Consider the following 22550-nt stretch of genomic DNA (forward strand, 5'->3'; position numbering starts at 1 on the left):
TGGGTCAATCAACCGCGTTTGGCGTACAACTTCGGCTCGCCCGGCGGACGGCTCTTGAAGCGGCGATGCGCCCACAGGTATTGCTCGGGGCAGGCCCGCAGCGCGCTCTCGACCCACTGATTGATGCGGATGCAGTCGGCCTCTTCGGTCTCACCGGGGAAACCTTCCAGCGGCGGATGGATCACCATGCGGTAACCGCTGCCGTCGGCCAGACGCTCCTGAGTGAACGGCACCACCAACGCTTTGCCCAACCGTGCAAACTTGCTGGTCGCGGTCACAGTCGCGGCCTGAATGCCGAACAGCGGCACGAAGATGCTCTGCTTGGCGCCGTAATCCTGATCCGGCGCGTACCAGATCGCCCGGCCTGAGCGCAGCAACTTGAGCATGCCGCGCACGTCGTCGCGCTCCACCGCCAGCGAATCGAGATTGTGCCGCTCGCGCCCACGACGCTGAACAAAATCGAACAACGGATTCTTGTGTTCGCGATACATGCCGTCGATGGTGTGTTGCTGGCCGAGCAGCGCCGCGCCGATTTCCAGAGTGGTGAAATGCGCCGCCATCAGAATCACGCCTTTACCTTCGCGCTGGGCCTGCTGCAAATGTTCAAGGCCTTCGATGTGCGCCAGTTTTGCCAGGCGCTCGCGGGACCACCACCAGCTCATCGCCATTTCAAAAAAGGCGATGCCGGTAGAGGCAAAGTTTTCCTTGAGCAGGCGTTTGCGCTCGGCGGCGGACTTTTCCGGGAAGCACAATTCCAGATTGCGTTTGGCGATGCGCCGCCGGTCGCCGGCCACGCGATACATCAACGCGCCCAAAACTCGACCGATGGTCAGCAGTGCCGGATACGGCAACTGCACGATCAGCCACAAAAGCCCCAGACCGCACCAGAGCGGCCAGAAGCGTGGAGCAAGAAATGCTTTTCGAAAACGCGGGCGATCCATTAAAGCTTCCGTAAATACAGTGGCCGCGCATTCTACATCGTTCGACCCGGCTTGCGGCTCGCGGGCGTTCTCGTTATAAGTCTCGGCACTTTTAGTGACAAGCCGTTGTATGCCGATATGAGCCAAATCCACTCGCCAGACCAAGATCCCGTGTTCCAGTTGAAGGGCAGCATGCTGGCCATTACCGTGCTGGAGCTGTCCCGCAACGACCTCGAAAGCCTTGATCGGCAACTGGCCGCCAAAGTCGCACAGGCGCCCAATTTTTTCAGCAATGCACCGCTGGTCCTGGCGCTGGACAAACTGCCGCCCGGCGAAGGCGCCGTCGATCTGCCGGGGCTGATGCGCGTGTGCCGTCAACATGGCCTGCGCACCCTGGCGATTCGCGCCAGCCGCATCGAAGACATCGCCGCCGCCATCGCCATCGACATCCCGGTGCTGCCGCCGTCCGGCGCCCGTGAGCGACCGCTGGAAGCCCCGGAACCCGAAGTCAAAAAGAAGCCGGAAAAACCGCCAGAGCCGACCATCAAACCGACCCGTGTCATCACTACGCCAGTGCGTGGTGGCCAACAGATATATGCCCAGGGTGGCGATCTGGTTGTGGTTTCGTCGGTCAGTCCGGGCGCGGAACTTCTCGCCGATGGCAACATCCATGTATACGGCCCGATGCGTGGCCGTGCGCTGGCCGGCGTGAAGGGCGACACCAAGGCACGGATTTTCTGTCAGCAATTGAGCGCTGAACTGATCTCCATCGCCGGTCATTACAAGGTTTCCGAAGATTTGCGTCGCGACCCCATGTGGGGCTCGGGCGTACAGGTCAGCCTGTCGGGCGACGTGTTGAACATCATTCGGCTTTAACGGATACTGCCGCATTTTCCAAGCATCTCTAAAACGTAGCGAAAACGGCTCAAACGAAGTAGGAAAAAGGCCAAAAGCCAAATTCCAGCCAAGGCTGTCCGACTGCAGTAGTTTTCAAGAGATGTTTTTCAGGGGCTAAACAGTCCTTCTTCCTTAGGGGTGAAACACCTTGGCCAAGATTCTCGTGGTTACATCCGGCAAGGGTGGTGTGGGTAAGACCACCACCAGCGCCGCTATCGGTACCGGCCTCGCTCTGCGCGGCCACAAAACAGTGATCGTCGACTTCGACGTGGGCTTGCGTAACCTTGACCTGATCATGGGTTGCGAGCGCCGCGTGGTGTATGACTTCGTCAACGTGGTCAACGGCGAAGCCAACCTGCAACAGGCCCTGATCAAAGACAAGCGCCTGGAAAACCTCTACGTACTGGCCGCCAGTCAGACCCGCGACAAAGATGCGCTGACCGTCGAAGGCGTGGAAAAAGTCCTGATGCAACTCAAGGCTGACTTTGACTTCGTGGTGTGCGACTCCCCGGCGGGCATCGAGAAAGGTGCACACCTGGCGATGTATTTCGCCGACGAAGCGATCATCGTGACCAACCCGGAAGTGTCCTCGGTACGTGACTCCGACCGCATGCTCGGCCTGTTGGCCAGCAAGTCGCGTCGTGCCGAACAAGGCGAAGAGCCGATCAAGGAACACCTGCTGCTGACCCGTTACAACCCGCAGCGCGTCAGTGATGGCGAAATGCTGGGTGTTGAAGACGTGAAGGAAATTCTGGCAGTGACCCTGCTGGGTGTCATCCCGGAATCCCAGGCTGTCCTGAAGGCTTCCAACTCGGGTGTCCCGGTTATTCTCGACGACCAGAGCGATGCCGGTCAGGCCTACAGCGATGCCGTTGATCGTCTGCTGGGCAAAGAAAAAGAACATCGTTTCCTCGATGTTACGAAGAAGGGATTCTTCGAGCGCCTGTTTGGAGGTAGGTAATGAACCTTTTTGACTTCTTTCGTGCCAACAAAAAGCCAAGTACCGCCTCGGTAGCGAAAGAGCGTCTACAGATCATCGTGGCGCATGAGCGCGGCCAGCGCAGCACGCCGGATTACTTGCCAGCCTTGCAGAAGGAACTGGTCGACGTGATCCGCAAGTACGTCAACATCGGTAACGACGACGTACATGTTGCACTGGAAAGCCAGGGCAGTTGCTCGATTCTGGAACTCAACATCACCCTGCCTGATCGTTAAGTCGATCCGGCAGTCGCCACGGCGGCTCGGACTGTTGATGCTCGTGTAGGAGCTGCCGAAGGCTGCGATCTTTTGATCTTGTCGTTAAGAAGATCAAAAGATCGCAGCCTTCGGCAGCTCCTACAGGGGTTGTCAGCAGTTTTGAGCCGCCGTTGGCATTTGTTACGAGGCTGTTTTAATGCCGTTGTCCAACATCCACATCCTCCATCAGGACGCCGCCGTACTGGTGGTGAACAAGCCGACCCTGCTGCTCTCGGTTCCCGGCCGCGCCGACGACAACAAGGACTGCCTGATTACCCGCCTGCAGGAAAACGGCTATCCGGAAGCACGCATCGTCCACCGTCTGGACTGGGAAACCTCGGGGATCATTCTGCTCGCCCGTGACGCCGACACTCACCGCGAACTGTCGCGCCAGTTTCACGACCGCGAAACGGAAAAGGCCTACACCGCGTTGGCCTGGGGGCAGCCGGAACTGGACAGTGGCAGCATCGACCTGCCGCTGCGTTACGATCCGCCAACCAAGCCACGTCACGTGGTTGATCACGAGTTTGGCAAACATGCGCTGACCTTCTGGCGTGTGCTGGAGCGTTGTGGCGACTGGTGTCGCGTCGAGCTGACGCCGATCACCGGCCGTTCGCACCAGTTGCGCGTGCACATGCTGTCGATCGGTCATCCGCTGCTCGGTGACGGTCTCTACGCACACGAACAAGCGCTCGCCGCCTGGCCACGCCTGTGCCTGCACGCGAGCATGCTCAGCTTCACCCATCCGCAAACCGGCGAACGCCTGCGCTTCGAGTGCCCGGCCCCGTTCTGACAAACCCCATGTAGGAGCTGCCGCAGGCTGCGATCTTTTGATCTTGCTTTTGATTGACGAAACACAAGATCAAAAGATCGCAGCCTTCGGCAGCTCCTACAGGGATCCACTTCAGATTCAATTCCCTGGTCAATGCGTTAAACTCCCGCCCATTGCTGTCTGGAGCTTCTTATGCGCGAAGAGCTGAACCAAGGCCTGATCGACTTCCTCAAGGCCTCCCCTACCCCGTTCCACGCTACCGCCAGCCTGGTGCAACGTCTGGAGGCTGCCGGTTTTGTGCGCCTCGACGAGCGCGAGCCTTGGACCACCGAGGCCAACGGCCGCTACTACGTCACCCGCAATGACTCCTCGATTGTCGCGATCAAAATGGGCCGCAACTCGCCGCTGCACGGTGGCATCCGTCTGGTTGGCGCGCACACCGACAGCCCGTGCCTGCGGGTCAAGCCGCAACCGGAACTGCAACGTCAGGGCTTCTGGCAACTGGGCGTTGAAGTCTACGGTGGTGCGCTGCTGGCGCCGTGGTTCGACCGCGACCTCTCGCTGGCCGGCCGCGTAACCTTCCGCCGCGACGGCAAAGTCGAAAGCCAGTTGATCGACTTCAAGGCGCCCATCGCGATCATCCCCAACCTGGCTATTCACCTGAACCGTGAAGCCAACATGGGCTGGGCGATCAATGCCCAGACCGAATTGCCGCCGATTCTTGCGCAGTTCGCCGGTGACGAGCGCGTCGATTTCCGTGCCGTGCTCACCGATCAACTGGCTCGCGAACACGGTCTGAACGCCGACGTCGTGCTTGATTACGAGCTGAGTTTCTACGACACGCAAAGTGCTGCAGTCATTGGCCTGAACGGTGACTTCATCGCCGGCGCGCGACTCGACAACCTGCTGTCGTGCTACGCCGGCCTGCAAGCCTTGCTCACTGCCGAAACCGACGAGACCTGCGTGCTGGTCGCCAACGACCACGAAGAAGTCGGCTCCTGCTCGGCCTGCGGTGCCGACGGCCCGATGCTCGAACAGACCCTGCGCCGTCTGCTGCCCGAAGGTGACGAGTTCGTCCGCACCATTCAGAAGTCCCTGCTTGTTTCGGCCGACAACGCCCACGGCGTGCACCCGAACTACGCCGAGAAGCACGACGCCAACCACGGCCCGAAACTCAACGCCGGCCCGGTGATCAAGGTCAACAGCAACCAGCGCTACGCCACCAACAGCGAAACCGCCGGGTTCTTCCGTCATCTGTGCATGGCCGAAGAAGTACCGGTGCAAAGCTTCGTGGTGCGCAGCGACATGGGCTGCGGCTCGACCATCGGCCCGATCACCGCCAGCCACCTGGGCGTGCGCACCGTCGACATCGGCCTGCCGACGTTCGCCATGCACTCGATCCGCGAACTGTGCGGCAGCCATGACCTGGCGCACCTGGTCAAAGTGCTGAGCGCGTTCTACGCCTGCCGCGAGTTGCCGTAATCCTGCGCGACGATCGTACCCCTGTAGGAGCTGCCGAAGGCTGCGATCTTTTGATCTTTAAAAACCAGATCAAAAGATCGCAGCCTGCGGCAGCTCCTACATAGATCAACACCGCGTGACCGAAAGCGGCCTAGACTTACATCATTCATTTCGACAAGGCAGTCACCATGATCTCGATGTCCTCTTTCCACGCCATGCTCATTCCCATCCTGTGCGGAATGATCCTGCTGGCCATCGGCTTCAACTTCCGCGACAAGAACGCGGGTGTGTTCGCGATGTGGATCGGCATGCTGACGATCCTCGCCACCGTGATTTACAAGATCCTCGCCAAACTCAACGAATAAACCCGTGCCCGGCTCGCAATGCTTTCGGCGGGCTCGTACACTTCAGCGAATCCGCCCCTTGCGAGGTTGACCGCCTAGTGTTTGCTCGTCTGTTTGCTCTGCCCTGTATTTTCCTCATCTGCCTGATGACGTTGCTGCCAGTGGCGCCTGCCCACGCGGTCGGTCTGCCGGGCCTGCTCAACACCAGCAAGGCGCAGCCCGAGGCCCAGGAACCGCTCGGCCAGTCCCTCGACGAAGTCATCAAGTCGCTGGAAAACGACAAGCAACGCGCACAGTTGCTGACCGACCTGAAGAAACTTCGCGACGCCACGAAAAAAGCCCAGGCCTCACCCGAACAAGGCGTGCTCGGCCTGATTGGCGGCACACTGACCAGTTTCGAGAAACAGTTTTCCGGCGCCGACAGCCCGGTGACGCGCTGGTCCAACGAGTTCGAACTGGCCAAGGATGAGTTCAAGGCGCTGATACTGCCGGCCAGTGAATGGCTGCCGATCATCTTTGCCTTCGCCATTATTCTGATGGTCTGGAGCCTGCTCGCCGCCGCGCTGATCTGGCTCGGTCATCGCGTACGCATGCGCTTCGGCCTCACCGAAGAACTGCCGCAACACCCCAAGGCCCTCGACATGTTGCGCTTCGCTTTGCGCAAACTCGGGCCGTGGCTGATCGCCCTGGTGATCACCGTTTACATGAGCTACGCGCTGCCATCGTCGCTGGGTAAAAGTCTGGCGATGCTCTTGGCCTATGCGCTGGTGGTCGGCACCTGCTTCTCGGCAATCTGCGTCATCGCTTTTTCCCTGCTCGACGGCCCGCACCGCCATCGCGCGTTGTACATCCTGCGCCACCAGGCGTTTCGGCCACTGTGGCTGATCGGCAGCTTCGCCGCATTCGGTGAAGCCCTGAGCGACCCGCGACTGATCGAAGGGCTCGGCGTGCATCTGGCGCACACCGCCGCGACCATCGCCAATGTCCTCGCTGCACTGTCGACCGGGTTGTTCATCCTGCGTTTTCGCCGGCCGATTGCGCACCTGATTCGCAACCAGCCGCTGTCCCGCCGCCTGACCCGCCGCGCCCTCAGCGATACCATCGAAATCCTCGGCACCTTCTGGTACGTGCCGGCGCTGGTGTTGGTCGGCATCTCGCTGTTCGCCACTTTCGTCTCCGCCGGCGACACCAGCACCGCGCTGCGCCAGTCGCTGATCTGCACCGTGCTGTTGGTGTTGTGCATGGTGATAAACGGCCTCGTCCGCCGTCACTCACTCAAACCGCAACGCGGGCCGAAACGTCACGCGCTCTATTCCGAGCGCCTGAAAAACTTCTTCTATACCCTCGCACACCTGTTCGTGTGGCTGGTATTCATCGAACTCGGCCTGCGCGTCTGGGGCCAGTCGCTGATCGGTTTCGCCGAAGGTGAAGGCCATGACATCAGCGTCAAACTGTTCAGCCTGATCGGCACGCTGATTTTCTCCTGGCTGATCTGGATCCTCGCCGACACCGCCGTGCACCACGCCCTCACCCGCTCACGCAAAGGCCTGGCCAACGCACGCGCACAAACCATGATGCCGCTGATCCGCAACGTGTTGTTCGTGACGATTTTCATCATCGCGCTGATTGTCGCCCTGGCGAACATGGGCATGAACGTCACGCCACTGCTGGCCGGTGCCGGTGTGATCGGTCTGGCCATCGGTTTCGGTGCGCAGTCACTGGTCGCGGACTTGATCACTGGCCTGTTCATCATCATCGAAGACTCACTGGCCATCGACGACTACGTCGACGTCGGCGGCCACCTCGGCACCGTCGAAGGCCTGACCATCCGCACCGTGCGCCTGCGTGACATCGACGGCATCGTCCACACCATCCCGTTCAGTGAAATCAAAAGCATCAAAAACTACTCGCGGGAATTCGGCTACGCGATCTTCCGCGTGGCGGTGCCCTACAACATGGAAATCGACGACGCGATCAAACTGATGCGCGACGTTGGCCAGAAAATGCGCACCGATCCCCTGCAACGTCGCAACATCTGGTCGCCACTGGAGATTCAAGGCGTGGAAAGCTTCGAGTCCGGCAGTGCGATCCTCCGCGCGCGGTTCAAGACTGCGCCGATCAAACAGTGGGAAGTCTCGCGGGCGTTCAACTTGTCGCTCAAACGGCACCTGGATGAGGCGGGGCTGGATCTGGCGACCCCACGCATGAGCGTGCAAGTGATCACCGCCGGTGGTGGCCAGCCGAAGGAATAGCACTTCGCAGCGACACTTGGGTCACAGGCAGGGAAGCCAGAAAAACAATAACCATGGAGAAACCCGATGCAGCTGACACGTATTGCCCAAGCCGTTTTGCTCACTCTGTTCGCCAGCCACGCCAGTGCGGCGACGATGGAAAGCACCCGTGAACAGATCGCCGCACAGGCCAGACAGCTCGAACCCGAACTGCTGGAAACCCGCCGCGACATCCACGCCCACCCGGAACTGGGCAACACGGAAAAACGCACCTCGGAACTGGTCGCCAAACAACTGAAAGCCCTGGGCCTGGAAGTCAAAACCGGCGTCGCCCGCACCGGCGTAGTCGCCATCCTCAAGGGTGGCCTGCCCGGCCCGACCGTCGCTCTTCGCGCCGACATGGACGCCCTGCCAGTCAAGGAAGTCGCCGACCTGCCGTTCGCCTCCAAAGCAAAAGGCACCTACCTCGGCAAAGAAGTCGACGTCATGCACGCCTGCGGCCACGACGCCCACACCGCTATCCTGCTGAGCACAGCGAAAATTCTCACAGCCATGCGCGACACTCTGCCCGGCACCGTGGTGTTCTACTTCCAACCGGCCGAAGAAGGCCCAAGCGACTTCATTCCCGACGGTAAAAACACTTGGGGCGCGAAAATGATGGTCGAGGAAGGCGTGATGAAATCGCCGAAACCCGATGCCGTCTTCGGTCTGCACGTCTGGGCCGGCATCCCCGCCGGCAAGATCGCCTACCGCCCTGGCGCCACCCTCGCCAGCTCCGACGACCTGCGTATCAAAATCCTCGGCAAACAAACCCACGCCGGCCGCCCATGGGACGGCATCGACCCGATCACCGTCGGTGCACAAACCATCGTCGGCCTGCAAACCGTGGTCAGCCGCCGCACCGATATATCGTCTTATCCGTCGGTAGTCAGCATCGGCACCATCAATGGCGGCACGCGCTACAACATCATCCCCGAATCAGTCGACATGACCGGCACCATCCGCTCGTACGACTATGGCATCCGCCAAAAGCTGCACGCCGACGTACGCCAGACCGTCGAGAAAATCGCCGAGAGCGGTGGCGCGAAAGCCGACGTCACCATCATCGAAAAATACGACCCGACCATTAACAACCCGGCACTGACGGAGAAGATGCTGCCGACACTGAAATGGGCGGCCAAGGATGATGTGGTGAATGCACCGCTGGTGGGGGGCGCGGAAGACTTCTCGTTCTTTGCCAAGGAAGTGCCGGGGCTTTTTGTGTTTCTCGGCGTGACGCCAAGGGATCAGGACATGAGCAAGGCTGCGCCGAATCACAATCCGGGGTTCTTTGTCGATGAGTCGGCGTTGGTGGTCGGGGTGAGGACACTGGCCTCGTTGGCGACGGATTATTTGTATGCCAATGCGGGAGCGGGCAAATAAGCTTGATGTGAATGTGGGGGCGCTTTCGCGAGCAGGCTCGCTCCCACATTTGGACTGTGGGCAGGCTGCCAGAGACTGGTCGCTCGGAAGGGTGCCATCGCGAGCAGGCTCACTCCTACAATTGGATTGAGTACATCCGGAAGCATCAGGTCGGCTGTCAGGCCGCCATCGCTGGCAAGCCAGCTCCCACAAGAAAATGAGTACACCCCGCTCGCGGCGCATGCCGCCCCACTCAACACAATGAGCGCAAGCTCGAGTACCGCTTTTGATCTTGATCCACGGGCGACGTCGGAAGGCTGAGTGGAGGGATTGATCCGGGGGTGGGAGCGCAGCGACCGTTCGACGAAGTCGAACACATCGAGAGGAGGTGCAGCGAAGCAAACCGTAGGCGATGCCCCCCGGATCAATCCCGGAGCGAAGGAACCCCGAGCCCCAGCGAGCGGGCCGCACGCAGGAGCAAGCCTTTTTGGTTACTTTTTCGGCGTCTGGAAAAAGTGACCCGCCGTAAGGGCGGAACCCTAATCAGCACCACCCGAAGCACCAGATATTCACTCAAACCCAAAGCGCTCAAACAACATCAACCCCAACATGAATCGCATCATGCCGCCAAAACTCCAGATCACAATCAATCAACCGCTCATGCTGATCGTAATTGACCCGAGCAATCCGCAACCCCGGACTCCCCACCGAAACCCGTAAAGCCGCCGCCGCATCCACCGACAACGACGTAGGCACGATCTCGAACCGCACCCGCCCATAGTGCAAATCGTAATGCCGCGCATACAACTCGGTAATCGACTGATTCAAATCAAACTCCAGAATCCCCGGAAAAAACTGCGGATTCAAATAATGCTCAACATAAAGCACCAGCCGCCCATCAATCCGCCGCGACCGACAAATCTGAATCACACTCGACAACGCCGGCAGTTGCAACCACGCACACACCGCCGCCGAAGCCGGTTGCAATCGGGCCGAAATAACCTCGGTTGAAGGTACCCGCCCCTGCGCACTGACCATCGCGTGGAAGTGGCTGCGCTGCATCAGGTTGTACGCCAGACGCGGCGGCGAAACGAACCAGCCCCGCCGCTCCTCACGATAAATCTGGCCCTGCGCCTCCAATTGCAATAACGCCTCACGCACAGTAATCCGCGTCGTGCCAAACAACTCACTGAGCTTGCGCTCGGCCGGCAACTTGCTGCCGGGCGCCAAAAGTCCGTGGTCGAGTTGCTCCTGCAACACCTGGCCAATCGCTGTCACCGCTTTTGTTGCCTCATCGCGCATCAACGTTACCTATCTGGACTAGACCAGCATTGTTTCGGGGCAAGACTGCACGACGATCACGCCGTTTCCATGTGCTGCAAGCCTAGGCAGTGCAGATGACCGAGAGATGACAAAACTGCTCAACGGTCGCACTCACGACTTGCAATACATCGGCCAAATCCCTGCCCTCCGGGGCTTTGGGCATGGTCTACGCTTATCGAGCAGCCGCCAAAACCGGGCAAATAAAAGGCCTGACGCAAGGCCACCGACATCAAAGTGTCATCCAGTCCCCTTAAATTGGCTCAGGTATTGCTGACCTAGACCAACACAAACCGCAATCGCAGCGTTGAACACGACCAAGGAGCTTCGGAATGAAACAGCTTTTCCTGGCAACACTGTTAGGCTCGACCATTGCTATGTGCACCGCCGCCATGGCAGCCGACACCGATCTGAAAACCCTCGAAGCCGCTGCGAAAGCGGAAGGCGCCGTCAACAGCGTCGGCATGCCCGATGACTGGGCCAACTGGAAAGGCACCTGGGCAGACCTTGCCAAGAATTACGGCCTGAAACACATCGACACCGACATGAGCTCGGCCCAGGAAATCGCCAAGTTCGCCGCAGAAAAAGACAACGCCAGCGCTGACATCGGCGACGTCGGTGCTGCCTTCGGCCCGATCGCGGTCAAGCAAGGCGTGGTGCAACCCTACAAGCCAAGCACTTGGGATCAAATCCCGGACTGGGCCAAGGACAAGGACGGCAACTGGGCTCTGGCCTATACCGGCACCATCGCTTTCATCGTCAACAAAAAGCTGCTGCACGGTTCCGAAGTGCCAACCAAATGGGCTGACCTCAAGGGCGGCAAATACAAGGTTTCCATCGGTGACGTGAGCACCGCCGCACAAGCCGCCAACGGCGTTCTCGCCGCAGCACTGGCCAACGGTGGCGACGAGAAAAACATCCAGCCTGCCCTGCTGCTGTTCGCAGACATCGCCAAGCAAGGTCGTCTGTCGATGGCCAACCCGACCATCGCCACCATGGAAAAAGGCGAGATCGAAGTCGGCGTGGTCTGGGACTTCAACGGCCTGAGCTACAAAGCCAAGATGGCCAACCCGGATGACTACGTGGTGCTGATCCCGTCCGACGGTTCGGTGATTTCCGGCTACACCACCATCATCAACAAGTACGCGAAAAACCCCAACGCCGCCAAGCTGACCCGCGAATACATCTTCAGCGACGCCGGCCAGACCAACCTCGCCCGCGGCAATGCGCGTCCGATCCGTGCCGAACACCTGCAACTGCCGGAAGACGTGAAGGCCAAACTGCTGCCGAACGAGCAGTACAAAAAGGTCACCCCGATCAAGGACGCCGATGCCTGGGAAAAGACCTCGAAAGCCCTGCCACAGAAGTGGAACGAAGAAGTCATCGTAGAGATGAAGTAATCCTTCATCTGTAGGAGCTGCCGCAGGCTGCGATCTTTTGATTTGGCTTTTAAAGGGCAAGATCAAATGATCGCAGCCTGCGGCAGCTCCTACATCAATCGGTTCAAGTTTGGTTTTCGGAGTCAACGCCCCTATGAAGCACAACGTCATCCTTGTCGTGCTCGACGGCCTCAGCCATGAAGTCGCGCGCCACGCCATGGGGCATCTGCAGGCTTACGTTGGCGCAGGACGCGCCGCGCTCTATCAGTTGGAGTGCGAGTTGCCGGCCCTGTCCCGACCGCTTTATGAATGCATTCTTACCGGCGTGCCGCCCATCGACAGCGGCATCGTCCACAACAATGTCTCGCGTCTGTCCAATCAGCGCAGCATCTATCACTACGCCCGCGACGCCGGCCTGAAAACTGCCGCCGCGGCTTATCACTGGGTCAGCGAGCTGTACAACCGCTCGCCATTTGTGGCCGCACGCGACCGCCACACCGACGATCCATCGCTGCCGATCCAGCACGGGCACTTCTACTGGAACGATCACTACCCGGATTCGCACCTGTTCGCCGATGCGGAGAACCTGCGCCTGCGCCACGCACCGAATTTCCTGCTGATCCACCCGATGAACATCGACGACGCCGGGCACAAGCACGGCCTCGACAGCTCGCAGTACCGCAACAGCGCACGCTCGGCCGACATCATCCTCGCCGACTATTTGCAGGGCTGGCTCGACGCGGGTTATCAGGTGCTGGTGACCGCCGACCACGGCATGAACAACGACCGCTCGCACAACGGCCTGCTGCCGGAAGAACGCCAAGTGCCGCTGTTCGTCCTCGGTGACGCCTTCAGCCTCAACGCAGACGCCGCCCCCAAGCAGACCGAAATCTGCGGCACGGTCTGCGAACTGCTCGGCGTGCCCCATGACAAACCTGTGTGCCGGGAGCTGCTCAAGTGAACTCCATGACTCGCGGCAAATGGCTGGCAGCCCTGTGCCTGGTGCCCTTCGCTTTATTCTTTATCGTGTTCGAAATTGCCCCGCTGATCTGGGTAATGGTCAACAGCCTGCAATCGGAGGAGTTCGGTTGGGGCGTTGAAAACTTCACGAAAATCTTCAGTTCGAAATTCTATTTGCAAGCGATCCAGTACAGCCTCGAGATCAGTTTCTGGTCGAGCGTATTCGGCATCATCATCGCCGTACTGGGTGCGTATTCCCTGCGCCGGGTTGACTCGAAACTGCGCAACTTTGTGAATGCCTTCGCCAACATGACCAGCAACTTTGCGGGTGTGCCGCTGGCTTTCGCTTTCATCATCCTGCTCGGTTTCAACGGCAGCATCACGATCATGCTCAAACAGGCCGGGATCATCGAGGACTTCAACCTGTACTCGAAAACCGGGCTGATCATCCTCTATACCTACTTCCAGATTCCCCTCGGCGTGCTGCTGCTCTACCCGGCCTTCGACGCCTTGCGCGAAGACTGGCGCGAGTCCGCAGCGCTGCTCGGCGCCAACGGCTGGCAGTTCTGGCGACACATCGGCCTGCCGGTGCTGACCCCGGCACTGCTCGGTACTTTCGTGATCCTGCTGGCCAACGCCCTCGGCGCTTATGCCACGGTGTATGCGCTGACGACAGGTAACTTCAACGTGCTGCCGATCCGCATTGCCGCGATGGTGTCCGGCGATATTTCGCTCGATCCGAATCTGGCCAGTGCGCTGGCCGTGGTGCTGGTCGCGCTGATGACCATCGTCACCGTCGTGCATCAACTGCTGTTGAAGAGGAGCTACCATGTCTCGCGTTGAATCCGGCCCGGTCGGCGTCTACCACCGCGTCGTGGTCTACCTGCTGTTCGCCATCCTCTTGCTGCCGCTGGTGGGCACGCTGATCTACTCGATTGCCAGCAGTTGGTCAGCGACCATTCTGCCCAGCGGTTTTACCTTCAAGTGGTACCTCCAGTTGTGGAGCGACCCGCGCTTCCTCCACGCCTTCGGCCAGTCGCTACTGGTGTGTGTCGGCGCGCTGGTGCTGTCAGTGGTGCTGATCCTGCCGCTATTGTTCGTGGTGCATTACCACTTTCCGAAACTCGATGCGCTGATGAACATCCTCATCCTGCTGCCGTTTGCGGTACCGCCAGTGGTGTCGTCCGTGGGCCTGTTGCAACTCTACGGTTCCGGGCCGATGGCGATGGTGGGCACGCCGTGGATTCTGATCGGTTGCTACTTCACCGTGGCGCTGCCGTTCATGTATCGGGCGATTACCAACAACCTGCAAGCGATCAACCTGCGAGACCTGATGGACGCCGCGCAACTGCTCGGTGCCAGCACCTTCCAGGCGGCAGTTCTGGTGGTACTGCCGAACCTGCGCAAAGGTCTGATGGTGGCGTTGCTGCTGTCGTTCTCGTTCCTGTTCGGCGAGTTCGTGTTTGCCAACATCCTCGTCGGCACCCGCTACGAAACCCTGCAGGTCTATCTGAACAACATGCGTAACAGCAGCGGCCACTTCACCAGTGCGCTGGTTATCTCCTACTTCTTATTCGTGCTGGTCCTGACCTGGATCGCCAACATCTTGAACAAGGACAAAAGCGAATGAGCTATGTCAGCGTCCAACATCTGCAGAAAAGTTATGCGGGCACTACCGTATTCAGCGATATCGACTGCGAAATCAACAAGGGCGAATTCGTCACCCTGCTCGGCCCTTCCGGGTGCGGCAAATCCACGCTGTTGCGTTGTATCGCCGGCCTGACATCGGTAGATGGCGGCAAGATACTGCTCGATGGCGTCGATATCGTGCCGCTCAGTCCGCAGAAGCGTGGCATCGGCATGGTGTTCCAGAGCTATGCGCTGTTCCCCAACATGACCGTGGAGCAGAACGTCGCGTTCGGCCTGCGCATGCAAAAGGTCAACGCCGACGACAGCCACAAACGGGTTGCCGAGGTGTTGAAACTTGTTGAACTGAACGACTTCGCCGGCCGTTATCCACATCAACTGTCCGGTGGCCAATGTCAGCGCGTTGCCCTGGCCCGCTCGCTGGTGACTCGCCCGCGACTGTTGTTGCTGGATGAACCACTGTCGGCGCTTGATGCGCGAATTCGCAAACACCTGCGCGAGCAGATTCGTCAGATCCAGCGCGAACTTGGCCTGACCACAATCTTCGTCACACACGATCAGGAAGAAGCGCTGACTATGTCTGACCGGATTTTCCTCATGAATCAGGGAAAAATCGTACAAAGTGGCGATGCTGAAACCCTGTATACGGCGCCGGTTGATGTGTTCGCTGCTGGCTTCATCGGTAACTACAACCTGCTCGACGCCGATGAAGCATCGAAGCTGTTGCAGCGCCCGATCAATCACCGCATCGCCATTCGCCCGGAAGCCATCGAGTTGAGCCTCAACGGCGAGCTCGACGCGCAGATACGCAGCCACAGCCTGCTTGGCAACGTCATCCGTTATCGCGTTGAAGCGCGCGGCGTGGAACTGGTAGTGGATGTGCTCAATCGCTCGGCCGCCGATCTGCATCCCGACGGTCAGCGTCTGGCGCTTTCCATCGATCCGACGGCCCTGTGTGAGGTAGCCTGATGACTTTGCTGACGTTGAAGAGAGAATCGCACTGATGGCCCTGGCAATTTTTGATCTGGACGAAACCCTGATTCACGGCGACTGCGCCACCCTCTGGAGCGAGCAGATGGGACGCTTGGGGTGGGTCGACCCCGAGTCGTTCATGCGCAAGAACAACGAGCTGATGGATGCCTACAGCCATGGCAAATTGCGCATGGAAGATTACATGGAGTTCAGCCTCGAGCCGTTGATCGGCCGCACGCCGGAAGAGGTCGAGCACCTGGTCGGCCCGTGGGTGGAAGACTTCATCGAGCCGATCATCTTCAGCGACGCGACCAAAACCATCGCCGCCCACCGCAAGGCCGGCGACCGGATTCTGGTGATCTCGGCGTCGGGCACGCACCTGGTCAGGCCGATTGCCGATCGATTGGGCATCGACGAAATTCTCGGCATCGAACTGGAAGTCGCGCACGGCGTGTACAGCGGTCACACCGTCGGGACCCTGACCTACCGCGAAGGCAAGATCACCCGTTTGCTGGAATGGCTGGATGCCGAAGAAGAAAATCTGGAGGGCGCGAGTTTCTATTCCGACTCACGCAATGACCTGCCGTTGTTACTGAAGGTGGATTTCCCGCACGTGGTCAACCCGGATCCAGTGTTGCTTGAGCATGCCGAAAAGGCCGGCTGGCCAATCCACATCTGGAAGTAAAAAACAAAAGATCGCAGCCTTCGGCAGCTCCTACAGGGCGTTCACTTTGCCAATGTAGGAGCTGCCGAAGGCTGCGATCTTTTGATCTTGCCGTTCTTCAGCTAAGGCTGTCGTCAATCACCAAAACCAGTTTCCCCGAAACGGTATTGCTCGCCAGCTCCGCAAACGCCGCCTCCGCATCTTTCACCGGGAAAGCCTTTGCCAATTGCGGTTTCAACCGCCCTTCGGCAAACAGCGGCCACACATGCTGGCTCAGGTCACTGAACAGATCCGCCTTGAACTGATCGTTACGACTGCGCAATGTCGAGCCGAGCAGTTGCACGCGCTTGGCCAACACTTGCGCCAGATCCAGCTTCGCCTCGCGGCCGCCCATCAGACCGATCAACACCCAGCGTCCATCCAGCGCCATCAGCTTGAGATTCAGCGCCGAATAATTGCCACCGACCGGATCGAGAATGACGTCGAACGGGCCAAAGTCGCGCAAGCTTTCCAGATCATCCGTGCGCACTACCCCGCCCTGCGCCCCCAGACTTTCACAGTAGGCCAATCGCTCGGCCGAACCGACGCTGACCCAGCACGGATTGCCGAACGCCTTGCACAGCTGAATGGCGGCTGAACCGATTCCACTCGCTCCGGCGTGCAAGAGAACTTTCTCACCCGGTTTGAGCGCCGCAAGTTGAAACACATTCAGCCAGACTGTTGCGTAAACCTCAGGCAATGCCGCCGCTTCGATCAGCGAAACACCTTCCGGAACCGGCAGCACATGCCGCCCGTCGACCACCACCTCTTCGGCCATCCCGCCCCCGGCCAGCAAGGCGCAAACCCTGTCGCCTACCTGCCAGGACGAACCTGCGCCGACCTCGCTGATCACCCCCGAGCACTCAAGACCGAGTACTTGGCTGGCACCTGGCGGAGGAGGATAAAGCCCTGCCTTCTGTAATAAATCGGCTCGATTGAGGCCCGCTGCCGCCACGCGAATGCGAACTTGTCCTACATCACATGTAGGACTCGGCTCTTCAACCCATGCCACTTGACCTTCCACGCCTTGCAATGCCTTCACAGTGCCTCCATAGTGAGTCTGGACTGAGCCCGAAGCTGTAGCGCCGGGCTTTTTGCATTATGCGACCGGCTCTTGTAGAACCGGCGACTTCAAAGACGGCCTAATATGCGTTATCAATTGTCCCCGCGTCGAATCAGCATGAAGCATTTGCTCCCCAGCACCGCCCTAGCACTTTTCATCGGTATCGGCCTGTTGCCGGTGTCGGGCAATACATTCGCAGCCAACAGCTGGGACAAGTTACAGCCTGATCGCGACGAAGTGATCGCCAGCCTGAACGTCGTCGAGTTGCTCAAGCGTCACCACTACAGCAAGCCGCCGCTCGACGATGCGCGCTCGGTAATCATCTACGACAGCTACCTCAAGCTGCTGGATCCGTCGCGCAGCTACTTCATGGCCAGCGACATCGCCGAATTCGACAAGTGGAAGACCCAGTTCGACGACTTCCTCAAAAGCGGCGACCTCAACGCCGGGTTCACCATCTACAAGCGCTATCTGGATCGCGTCAAATCGCGTCTGGACTTCGCCCTTGCCGAGCTGAACAAAGGCGTCGACAAGATGGACTTCAACACCAAGGAAACCTTGCTGATTGATCGCAAGGACGCACCTTGGCTCAAATCCACCGCCGAACTCGACGACCTGTGGCGCAAACGCGTCAAGGACGAAGTCCTGCGGATGAAGATCGCCGGCAAAGAGCCCAAGCAGATCCAGGAAACCCTGACCAAGCGCTACAAGAATCAATTGTCGCGTCTGGATCAGACCCGTCCGGAAGACATCTTCCAGGCGTACATCAACACCTTCGCCATGTCCTACGATCCGCACACCAACTATCTGTCGCCGGATAACGCGGAAAACTTCGACATCAACATGAGCCTGTCCCTCGAGGGCATCGGCGCCGTGTTGCAGAGCGACAACGATCAGGTGAAAGTCGTGCGTCTGGTGCCAGCAGGCCCGGCCGACAAGACCAAAATGGTGGCTCCGGCCGACAAGATCATCGGTGTTGCCCAAGGCAACAAAGAGATGGTCGACGTGGTCGGCTGGCGTCTGGACGAAGTGGTCAAGCTGATCCGCGGTCCGAAAGGCACCGTGGTGCGCCTGGAAGTGATTCCGGCCAGCAATGCACCGAACGACCAGACCACCAAGATCGTGCCGATTACCCGTGAAGCGGTGAAGCTCGAAGACCAGGCCGTGAAAAAATCCGTGCTGAACCTGAAACAGGACGGCAAGGATTACAAACTCGGCGTGATCGAGATTCCAGCCTTCTACCTCGACTTCAAGGCGTTCCGTGCCGGTGATCCGGATTACAAGAGCACCACCCGTGACGTCAAGAAACTGCTGACCGAACTGCAGAAAGACAAAGTCGACGGCGTGGTGATCGACCTTCGCAACAACGGCGGCGGTTCCCTGCAGGAAGCCACCGAGCTGACCAGCCTGTTCATCGACAAGGGCCCGACCGTGCTGGTGCGTAATGCTGATGGCCGTGTCGACGTGCTGGAAGATGAAAACCCGGGCGCGTTCTACAAAGGTCCGATGGCACTGTTGGTCAACCGCCTGTCCGCCTCGGCTTCGGAGATCTTCGCCGGCGCCATGCAGGACTACCACCGTGCACTGATCATCGGCGGCCAGACCTTCGGTAAAGGCACCGTGCAGACCATTCAGCCGCTGAACCATGGCGAACTGAAACTGACCCTAGCCAAGTTCTACCGGGTTTCCGGTCAGAGCACCCAGCATCAGGGCGTCCTGCCGGACATCGACTACCCGTCGCTGATCGACACCAAGGAAATCGGCGAGAGCGCCCTGCCGGAAGCCATGCCGTGGGATACCATCCGCGCGGCGATCAAACCGGCAGCCGATCCGTTCAAACCGTACCTGGCACAGCTCAAGTCCGAACATGACACGCGCACCGCCAAGGATGCCGAGTTCGTGTTCATCCGTGACAAGCTGGCCCTGGCGCAGAAACTGATGCTGGAAAAAACCGTCAGCCTCAACGAAGCCGACCGCCGTGCCCAGCATGCCGACATCGATGCCAAGCAACTGGTGATGGAGAACATCCGTCGCAAGGCCAAGGGCGAAGAGCCGCTCAAAGAGCTGAAGAAAGAAGACGAGGATGCTCTCGCCGCAGCCGAGCCGGACAAGGTCAAACCAGAAGACGACGCTTACCTGAGCGAAACCGGGCGCGTGCTGCTGGACTACCTGAAGCTGAGCAACCAGGTCGCGAAGAAGTAAGGTGATGGCGATTTAATGCTGACGATCCCCGGATCGTCATCAAACAGTCATCATTCTGTCGTGCAATAAAGGACTGGGAGCCACTCTCTTCATCGAGAGCGCTCCCAGTCCTTTTTTTATCGCCAGAGATTGCCATGACCACGACCGAACAGCTGAGTGCCTTGAGCTCGATCCTGACTCAAAGCGGATTACACAGCCTGTTTCAGCCGATCATCTGTCTCTCCGAGCGCCGCATTCTCGGCTACGAAGCCCTCACCCGTGGCCCGTCCAACAGCCCGCTGCATTCGCCTATCGCTTTGTTCGCCGTTGCGCGTCAGGCCGGGCGCCTGAGCGAACTGGAGATCGCCTGCCGCCAAAGCGCTTGCCGCCGTTTCAACGAGCAGCAACTGCCGGGCAAGCTGTTTCTTAACGTCTCGCCGGAATCCTTGCTCGAAGCCGCGCACCAGCCGGGGCGCACGTTGCAATTGCTGCAGGACTTCGGCATTCCGCCGAGCCAAGTGGTAATCGAACTCACCGAGCAGACGCCGATCGACGATTTCCAGTTGCTGCAAACTGCGCTGCATCACTATCGGGCGATGGGGTTTTCGATTGCACTGGATGACCTCGGTGCCGGCTATTCGAGCCTGCGCCTGTGGTCGGAACTGCGCCCGGATTACGTGAAAATCGACCGGCACTTTATCGACGGAATTCATCAGGATGCCTTGAAGCGTGAGTTCGTCGGGTCGATCCTGCAAATCGCCAAAGCCTCACGGGCGCAGGTCATTGCCGAAGGTATAGAACTGCCGGAAGAATTGGCGGTGCTAACTGAAATGGGTGTCGATCTGGTGCAGGGTTATCTGCTCGGCCGCCCACAAGAGCACCCACCCCGCGATGCCCGGGCCTTGATGCCCAAACACGACAGCAGCGCCGTCGCGCTGAACGACGAAGGCAGCGACCTCAGCGCTCTGCTCAACGAGCAACCGGCCGTGGGGCGCGATACGCCCACCGCCACCGTGCTGGAAGCCTTCCGCCGCCAAGCCAATCTCAATTCGCTGGCAGTGCTCGACGAACAAGGCCAGCCGTGCGGCATCGTCCACCGCCACTCCCTGTCGGATGCCCTGCTCAAGCCGTTTGCCACCGATCTGTTCGCACGCAAACCGATCAGCCGATTGATGAACGACGACTTCCTCGCCGTAGAAATGAGCCAGTCGCTGCAGCAGGTCAGCCGCCTGATCACCAGCCGCGCCCGTCAACGCATCGAAGAAGATTTCATCATCACCTTCAACGGCGGCTACCTCGGCCTTGGCCGGGTGATCGACGTGCTGAAACTGATCACCGAATTGAAGATCCAGCAGGCGCGCTACGCCAACCCGCTGACCCTGCTGCCCGGCAACGTACCGATCCAGCAATGCCTGACCCGCCTTCTGCAGCAAGGCCGCGAGTCGGTCATCTGCTACGTCGACATCGACAGCTTCAAACCCTTCAACGACATCTACGGCTACGGCCGCGGCGACGAAGTCCTGCTGTGCCTGGCGCAATGCCTCAACGAACGCGTCGACCCGTCCCGCGACTTCGTCGGCCACATCGGCGGCGACGACTTCCTCCTAGTCCTCGGCCCCGAAGACTGGCGCAAAAGGCTCAATCAATTGCTCGACGACTTTCAAAGCCAATGCCGCCGTTTCTATCGGCCTGAGCATCTGGAGGCTGGCTGCTTCATCGCGCCGAATCGCCAAGGAGTGCGGCAGGAGTTTCCGTTGCTGTCACTGTCCATCGGTGTTGTGCATCTACAACCCGACGCCTGCGCGCACCTTGATGCCAGTCAGCTTGCGGAGATGGCTTCGCAGGCGAAGCATCATGCGAAGAATGTTCCCGGGTATAGCGTGCATGTGATTGATAGTCTCACTGCGACCGACATCAATCCACCGCAACTAATCGGACACGTGATTAAATAGCGACCAGATCTCTATGGGAGCAAGGCTACCCACGAGGGGCAAGTTGGCGCAGCTAATTGCTTACCTTGGTACTAGTTCCACAAGCAAAATCAACAGTGCCCATTTTTATTGAAATATCGTCCTCACCATGTAGATCTGTCCTCACCAGCAGCCTTCTCAAGATCTTCCCCCCAAACCTCTTTCGCCAAGCGGTAGATCTCTTCAAAAAAACAACGAGGGCTGTTTAACGAATACCATTCCCCCCTAGGCCAGCTGGATGTTTCGCACTCATCAATATCAAAAAAACTACTAAAATTATAGTTTGGATCTTCTAACGCCGACTCTAAAGCCTCAAACAAAACCAGCTTATGTCTATATGATAGATACGGCAGATTTAGACAATACTTCTTTATAAGCTTCTCTCTATCATCCGAAATATTCGGATTATATACACTGAGTTCGACACCTCGAGTCTCCTCTCGATCATAGACATCAAAAACTCCAACAAGCCAGCTAAATCTTGGATTGAAAGGCTTATTTAAGTACGGATCTTTCAACATCATTTCTTCTCCGAAGGAAAACCTGTAAACGGTTCTTGCATGTTTGTCTTATCAAATTTAACCTCAAACCAGTTCATATTCTCATTCAGAATCGGATTTTGCGGATCGTTCCTGTTCGATTTGTAGCCTCGCCCTGCACCAGGCAATTCGAACCTGACTATCGGAGTGTCATTCTGATCCTGCCCCGTATGCATAATTAAGCCATTTTTATCCCTGGTCATCGCCTTGTTTAATGCACCTAAATGCATTCGCCAATTATGGAATTGTGAGCTTGGGTTTCCTCTAGGTGGTATTGGAACGACGCCAGTGTGAGGATCAGCGCCATTGATTGCTCGTTGTTTTAGGGCTCGATCGGGAATTTCGGAACTGTGCTTTTTTACAGTGTGCATATCATAGAGTTCTTCATATTCACGTACCCGACGCTTCGCATTCTCTTCAGCCACCTCATCAAGCCTCGCCCTTCGCTCCTGCGCTGTCATCTTTGGCAGCGGGGGCGCTCCTTCTTCGACGACCACGCGACCAGCCTCGTACCGCATCGGACGACGCGGTGCTGACGGCGGACAGTTGGAGCT

The 22550-nt window shown here is 58.7% G+C and carries 20 protein-coding genes and 1 pseudogene; 16 read left to right on the forward strand and 5 right to left on the reverse strand.

Annotation, left to right across the window (positions count from 1 at the left end):
- Positions 1 to 8: 8 nt before the first annotated feature.
- Positions 9 to 941, reverse strand: a complete 933-nt coding sequence (locus ICA16_RS27360) for a lipid A biosynthesis lauroyl acyltransferase (RefSeq protein WP_042558420.1) — start codon at positions 939 to 941, stop codon at positions 9 to 11.
- Between the two features lie 117 nt (positions 942 to 1058).
- Between ICA16_RS27360 and minC the strand changes: the two genes are divergently transcribed.
- From minC to ICA16_RS27400, 8 genes are all read left to right on the forward strand, one after another.
- Positions 1059 to 1796, forward strand: coding sequence for a septum site-determining protein MinC (minC, locus tag ICA16_RS27365; protein WP_210702102.1), 738 nt, complete (start codon positions 1059 to 1061; stop codon positions 1794 to 1796).
- A gap of 169 nt (positions 1797 to 1965) precedes the next feature.
- On the forward strand, positions 1966 to 2778 hold the full coding sequence (minD, locus tag ICA16_RS27370; protein ID WP_042558418.1) for a septum site-determining protein MinD: 813 nt from the start codon (positions 1966 to 1968) through the stop codon (positions 2776 to 2778).
- Positions 2778 to 3032 carry a cell division topological specificity factor MinE gene (gene minE / locus ICA16_RS27375; RefSeq protein ID WP_003223146.1) on the forward strand — a complete coding sequence of 85 codons (255 nt, stop codon included), beginning with the start codon at positions 2778 to 2780 and terminating at the stop codon, positions 3030 to 3032. Before minD ends, minE begins: the two co-directional genes overlap by 1 nt.
- A 178-nt stretch (positions 3033 to 3210) precedes the next feature.
- Positions 3211 to 3846, forward strand: coding sequence for an RluA family pseudouridine synthase (locus ICA16_RS27380; protein ID WP_016982865.1), 636 nt, complete (start codon positions 3211 to 3213; stop codon positions 3844 to 3846).
- A gap of 171 nt (positions 3847 to 4017) precedes the next feature.
- Entirely contained in the window at positions 4018 to 5307 is a 1290-nt protein-coding gene (locus ICA16_RS27385) for a M18 family aminopeptidase (protein WP_150601274.1), read from the forward strand.
- A gap of 167 nt (positions 5308 to 5474) precedes the next feature.
- On the forward strand, positions 5475 to 5651 hold the full coding sequence (locus ICA16_RS27390; protein ID WP_191627743.1) for a hypothetical protein: 177 nt from the start codon (positions 5475 to 5477) through the stop codon (positions 5649 to 5651).
- Between the two features lie 77 nt (positions 5652 to 5728).
- Positions 5729 to 7882, forward strand: coding sequence for a mechanosensitive ion channel domain-containing protein (locus ICA16_RS27395; protein WP_210702103.1), 2154 nt, complete (start codon positions 5729 to 5731; stop codon positions 7880 to 7882).
- Between the two features lie 66 nt (positions 7883 to 7948).
- Positions 7949 to 9283 (forward strand): amidohydrolase, encoded by a 1335-nt coding sequence (locus ICA16_RS27400; protein WP_150601272.1) that lies wholly within the window; start codon positions 7949 to 7951, stop codon positions 9281 to 9283.
- 567 nt (positions 9284 to 9850) lie between these two features.
- On the opposite strand, the gene ICA16_RS27405 is transcribed toward ICA16_RS27400, so the two are convergent.
- The gene (locus ICA16_RS27405) at positions 9851 to 10564 is read right to left on the reverse strand and encodes a UTRA domain-containing protein (protein ID WP_047300343.1); all 714 of its coding nucleotides are present in this window, start codon (positions 10562 to 10564) and stop codon (positions 9851 to 9853) included.
- A gap of 350 nt (positions 10565 to 10914) precedes the next feature.
- On the opposite strand from ICA16_RS27405, the gene ICA16_RS27410 reads away from it, so the two are divergent.
- The 6 genes from ICA16_RS27410 (at position 10915) to ICA16_RS27435 (ending at position 16225) form a co-directional block, all read left to right on the forward strand.
- Positions 10915 to 11982, forward strand: coding sequence for an ABC transporter substrate-binding protein (locus ICA16_RS27410; protein WP_150601271.1), 1068 nt, complete (start codon positions 10915 to 10917; stop codon positions 11980 to 11982).
- A 133-nt stretch (positions 11983 to 12115) separates the two neighbouring features.
- Positions 12116 to 12922: an alkaline phosphatase family protein gene (locus ICA16_RS27415; protein WP_210553645.1), complete on the forward strand. Its 807-nt coding sequence runs from the start codon at positions 12116 to 12118 to the stop codon at positions 12920 to 12922.
- Positions 12923 to 12927: 5 nt separating this feature from the next.
- Positions 12928 to 13764: an ABC transporter permease gene (locus ICA16_RS27420; RefSeq protein WP_191627744.1), complete on the forward strand. Its 837-nt coding sequence runs from the start codon at positions 12928 to 12930 to the stop codon at positions 13762 to 13764.
- Entirely contained in the window at positions 13751 to 14551 is an 801-nt protein-coding gene (locus tag ICA16_RS27425) for an ABC transporter permease (protein WP_210702104.1), read from the forward strand. The genes ICA16_RS27420 and ICA16_RS27425 overlap by 14 nt, the downstream gene beginning before the upstream one ends.
- Positions 14548 to 15537 (forward strand): ABC transporter ATP-binding protein, encoded by a 990-nt coding sequence (locus ICA16_RS27430; protein ID WP_150601267.1) that lies wholly within the window; start codon positions 14548 to 14550, stop codon positions 15535 to 15537. Before ICA16_RS27425 ends, ICA16_RS27430 begins: the two co-directional genes overlap by 4 nt.
- Before the next feature lie 34 nt (positions 15538 to 15571).
- The gene (locus ICA16_RS27435; protein ID WP_150618533.1) at positions 15572 to 16225 is read left to right on the forward strand and encodes an HAD family hydrolase; all 654 of its coding nucleotides are present in this window, start codon (positions 15572 to 15574) and stop codon (positions 16223 to 16225) included.
- A 97-nt stretch (positions 16226 to 16322) separates the two neighbouring features.
- Here ICA16_RS27435 and ICA16_RS27440 read toward each other — a convergent pair whose 3' ends face one another.
- Positions 16323 to 17285, reverse strand: coding sequence for a zinc-binding dehydrogenase (locus tag ICA16_RS27440; protein WP_210702105.1), 963 nt, complete (start codon positions 17283 to 17285; stop codon positions 16323 to 16325).
- Positions 17286 to 17423: 138 nt separating this feature from the next.
- Here ICA16_RS27440 and ICA16_RS27445 point away from each other — a divergent pair, with 138 nt between their 5' ends.
- Together ICA16_RS27445 and ICA16_RS27450 are read left to right on the forward strand one after the other, a co-directional pair.
- Complete coding sequence (locus ICA16_RS27445) at positions 17424 to 19508, forward strand: carboxy terminal-processing peptidase (protein ID WP_191627742.1); 2085 nt, start codon at positions 17424 to 17426, stop codon at positions 19506 to 19508.
- A 134-nt stretch (positions 19509 to 19642) separates the two neighbouring features.
- A complete protein-coding gene (locus ICA16_RS27450) occupies positions 19643 to 21439 on the forward strand; it encodes a bifunctional diguanylate cyclase/phosphodiesterase (protein ID WP_210702106.1) in 1797 nt (598 codons plus the stop codon).
- A gap of 122 nt (positions 21440 to 21561) precedes the next feature.
- On the opposite strand, the gene ICA16_RS27455 is transcribed toward ICA16_RS27450, so the two are convergent.
- Entirely contained in the window at positions 21562 to 21981 is a 420-nt protein-coding gene (locus ICA16_RS27455) for a hypothetical protein (protein ID WP_210702107.1), read from the reverse strand.
- Positions 21978 to 22550, reverse strand: a pseudogene (locus ICA16_RS27460) (type IV secretion protein Rhs); the annotation flags it as partial. The pseudogene ICA16_RS27460 and the gene ICA16_RS27455, both read right to left, overlap by 4 nt.

Source organism: Pseudomonas anatoliensis (genome assembly GCF_017976235.1).
Lineage (GTDB): Bacteria > Pseudomonadota > Gammaproteobacteria > Pseudomonadales > Pseudomonadaceae > Aquipseudomonas > Aquipseudomonas anatoliensis.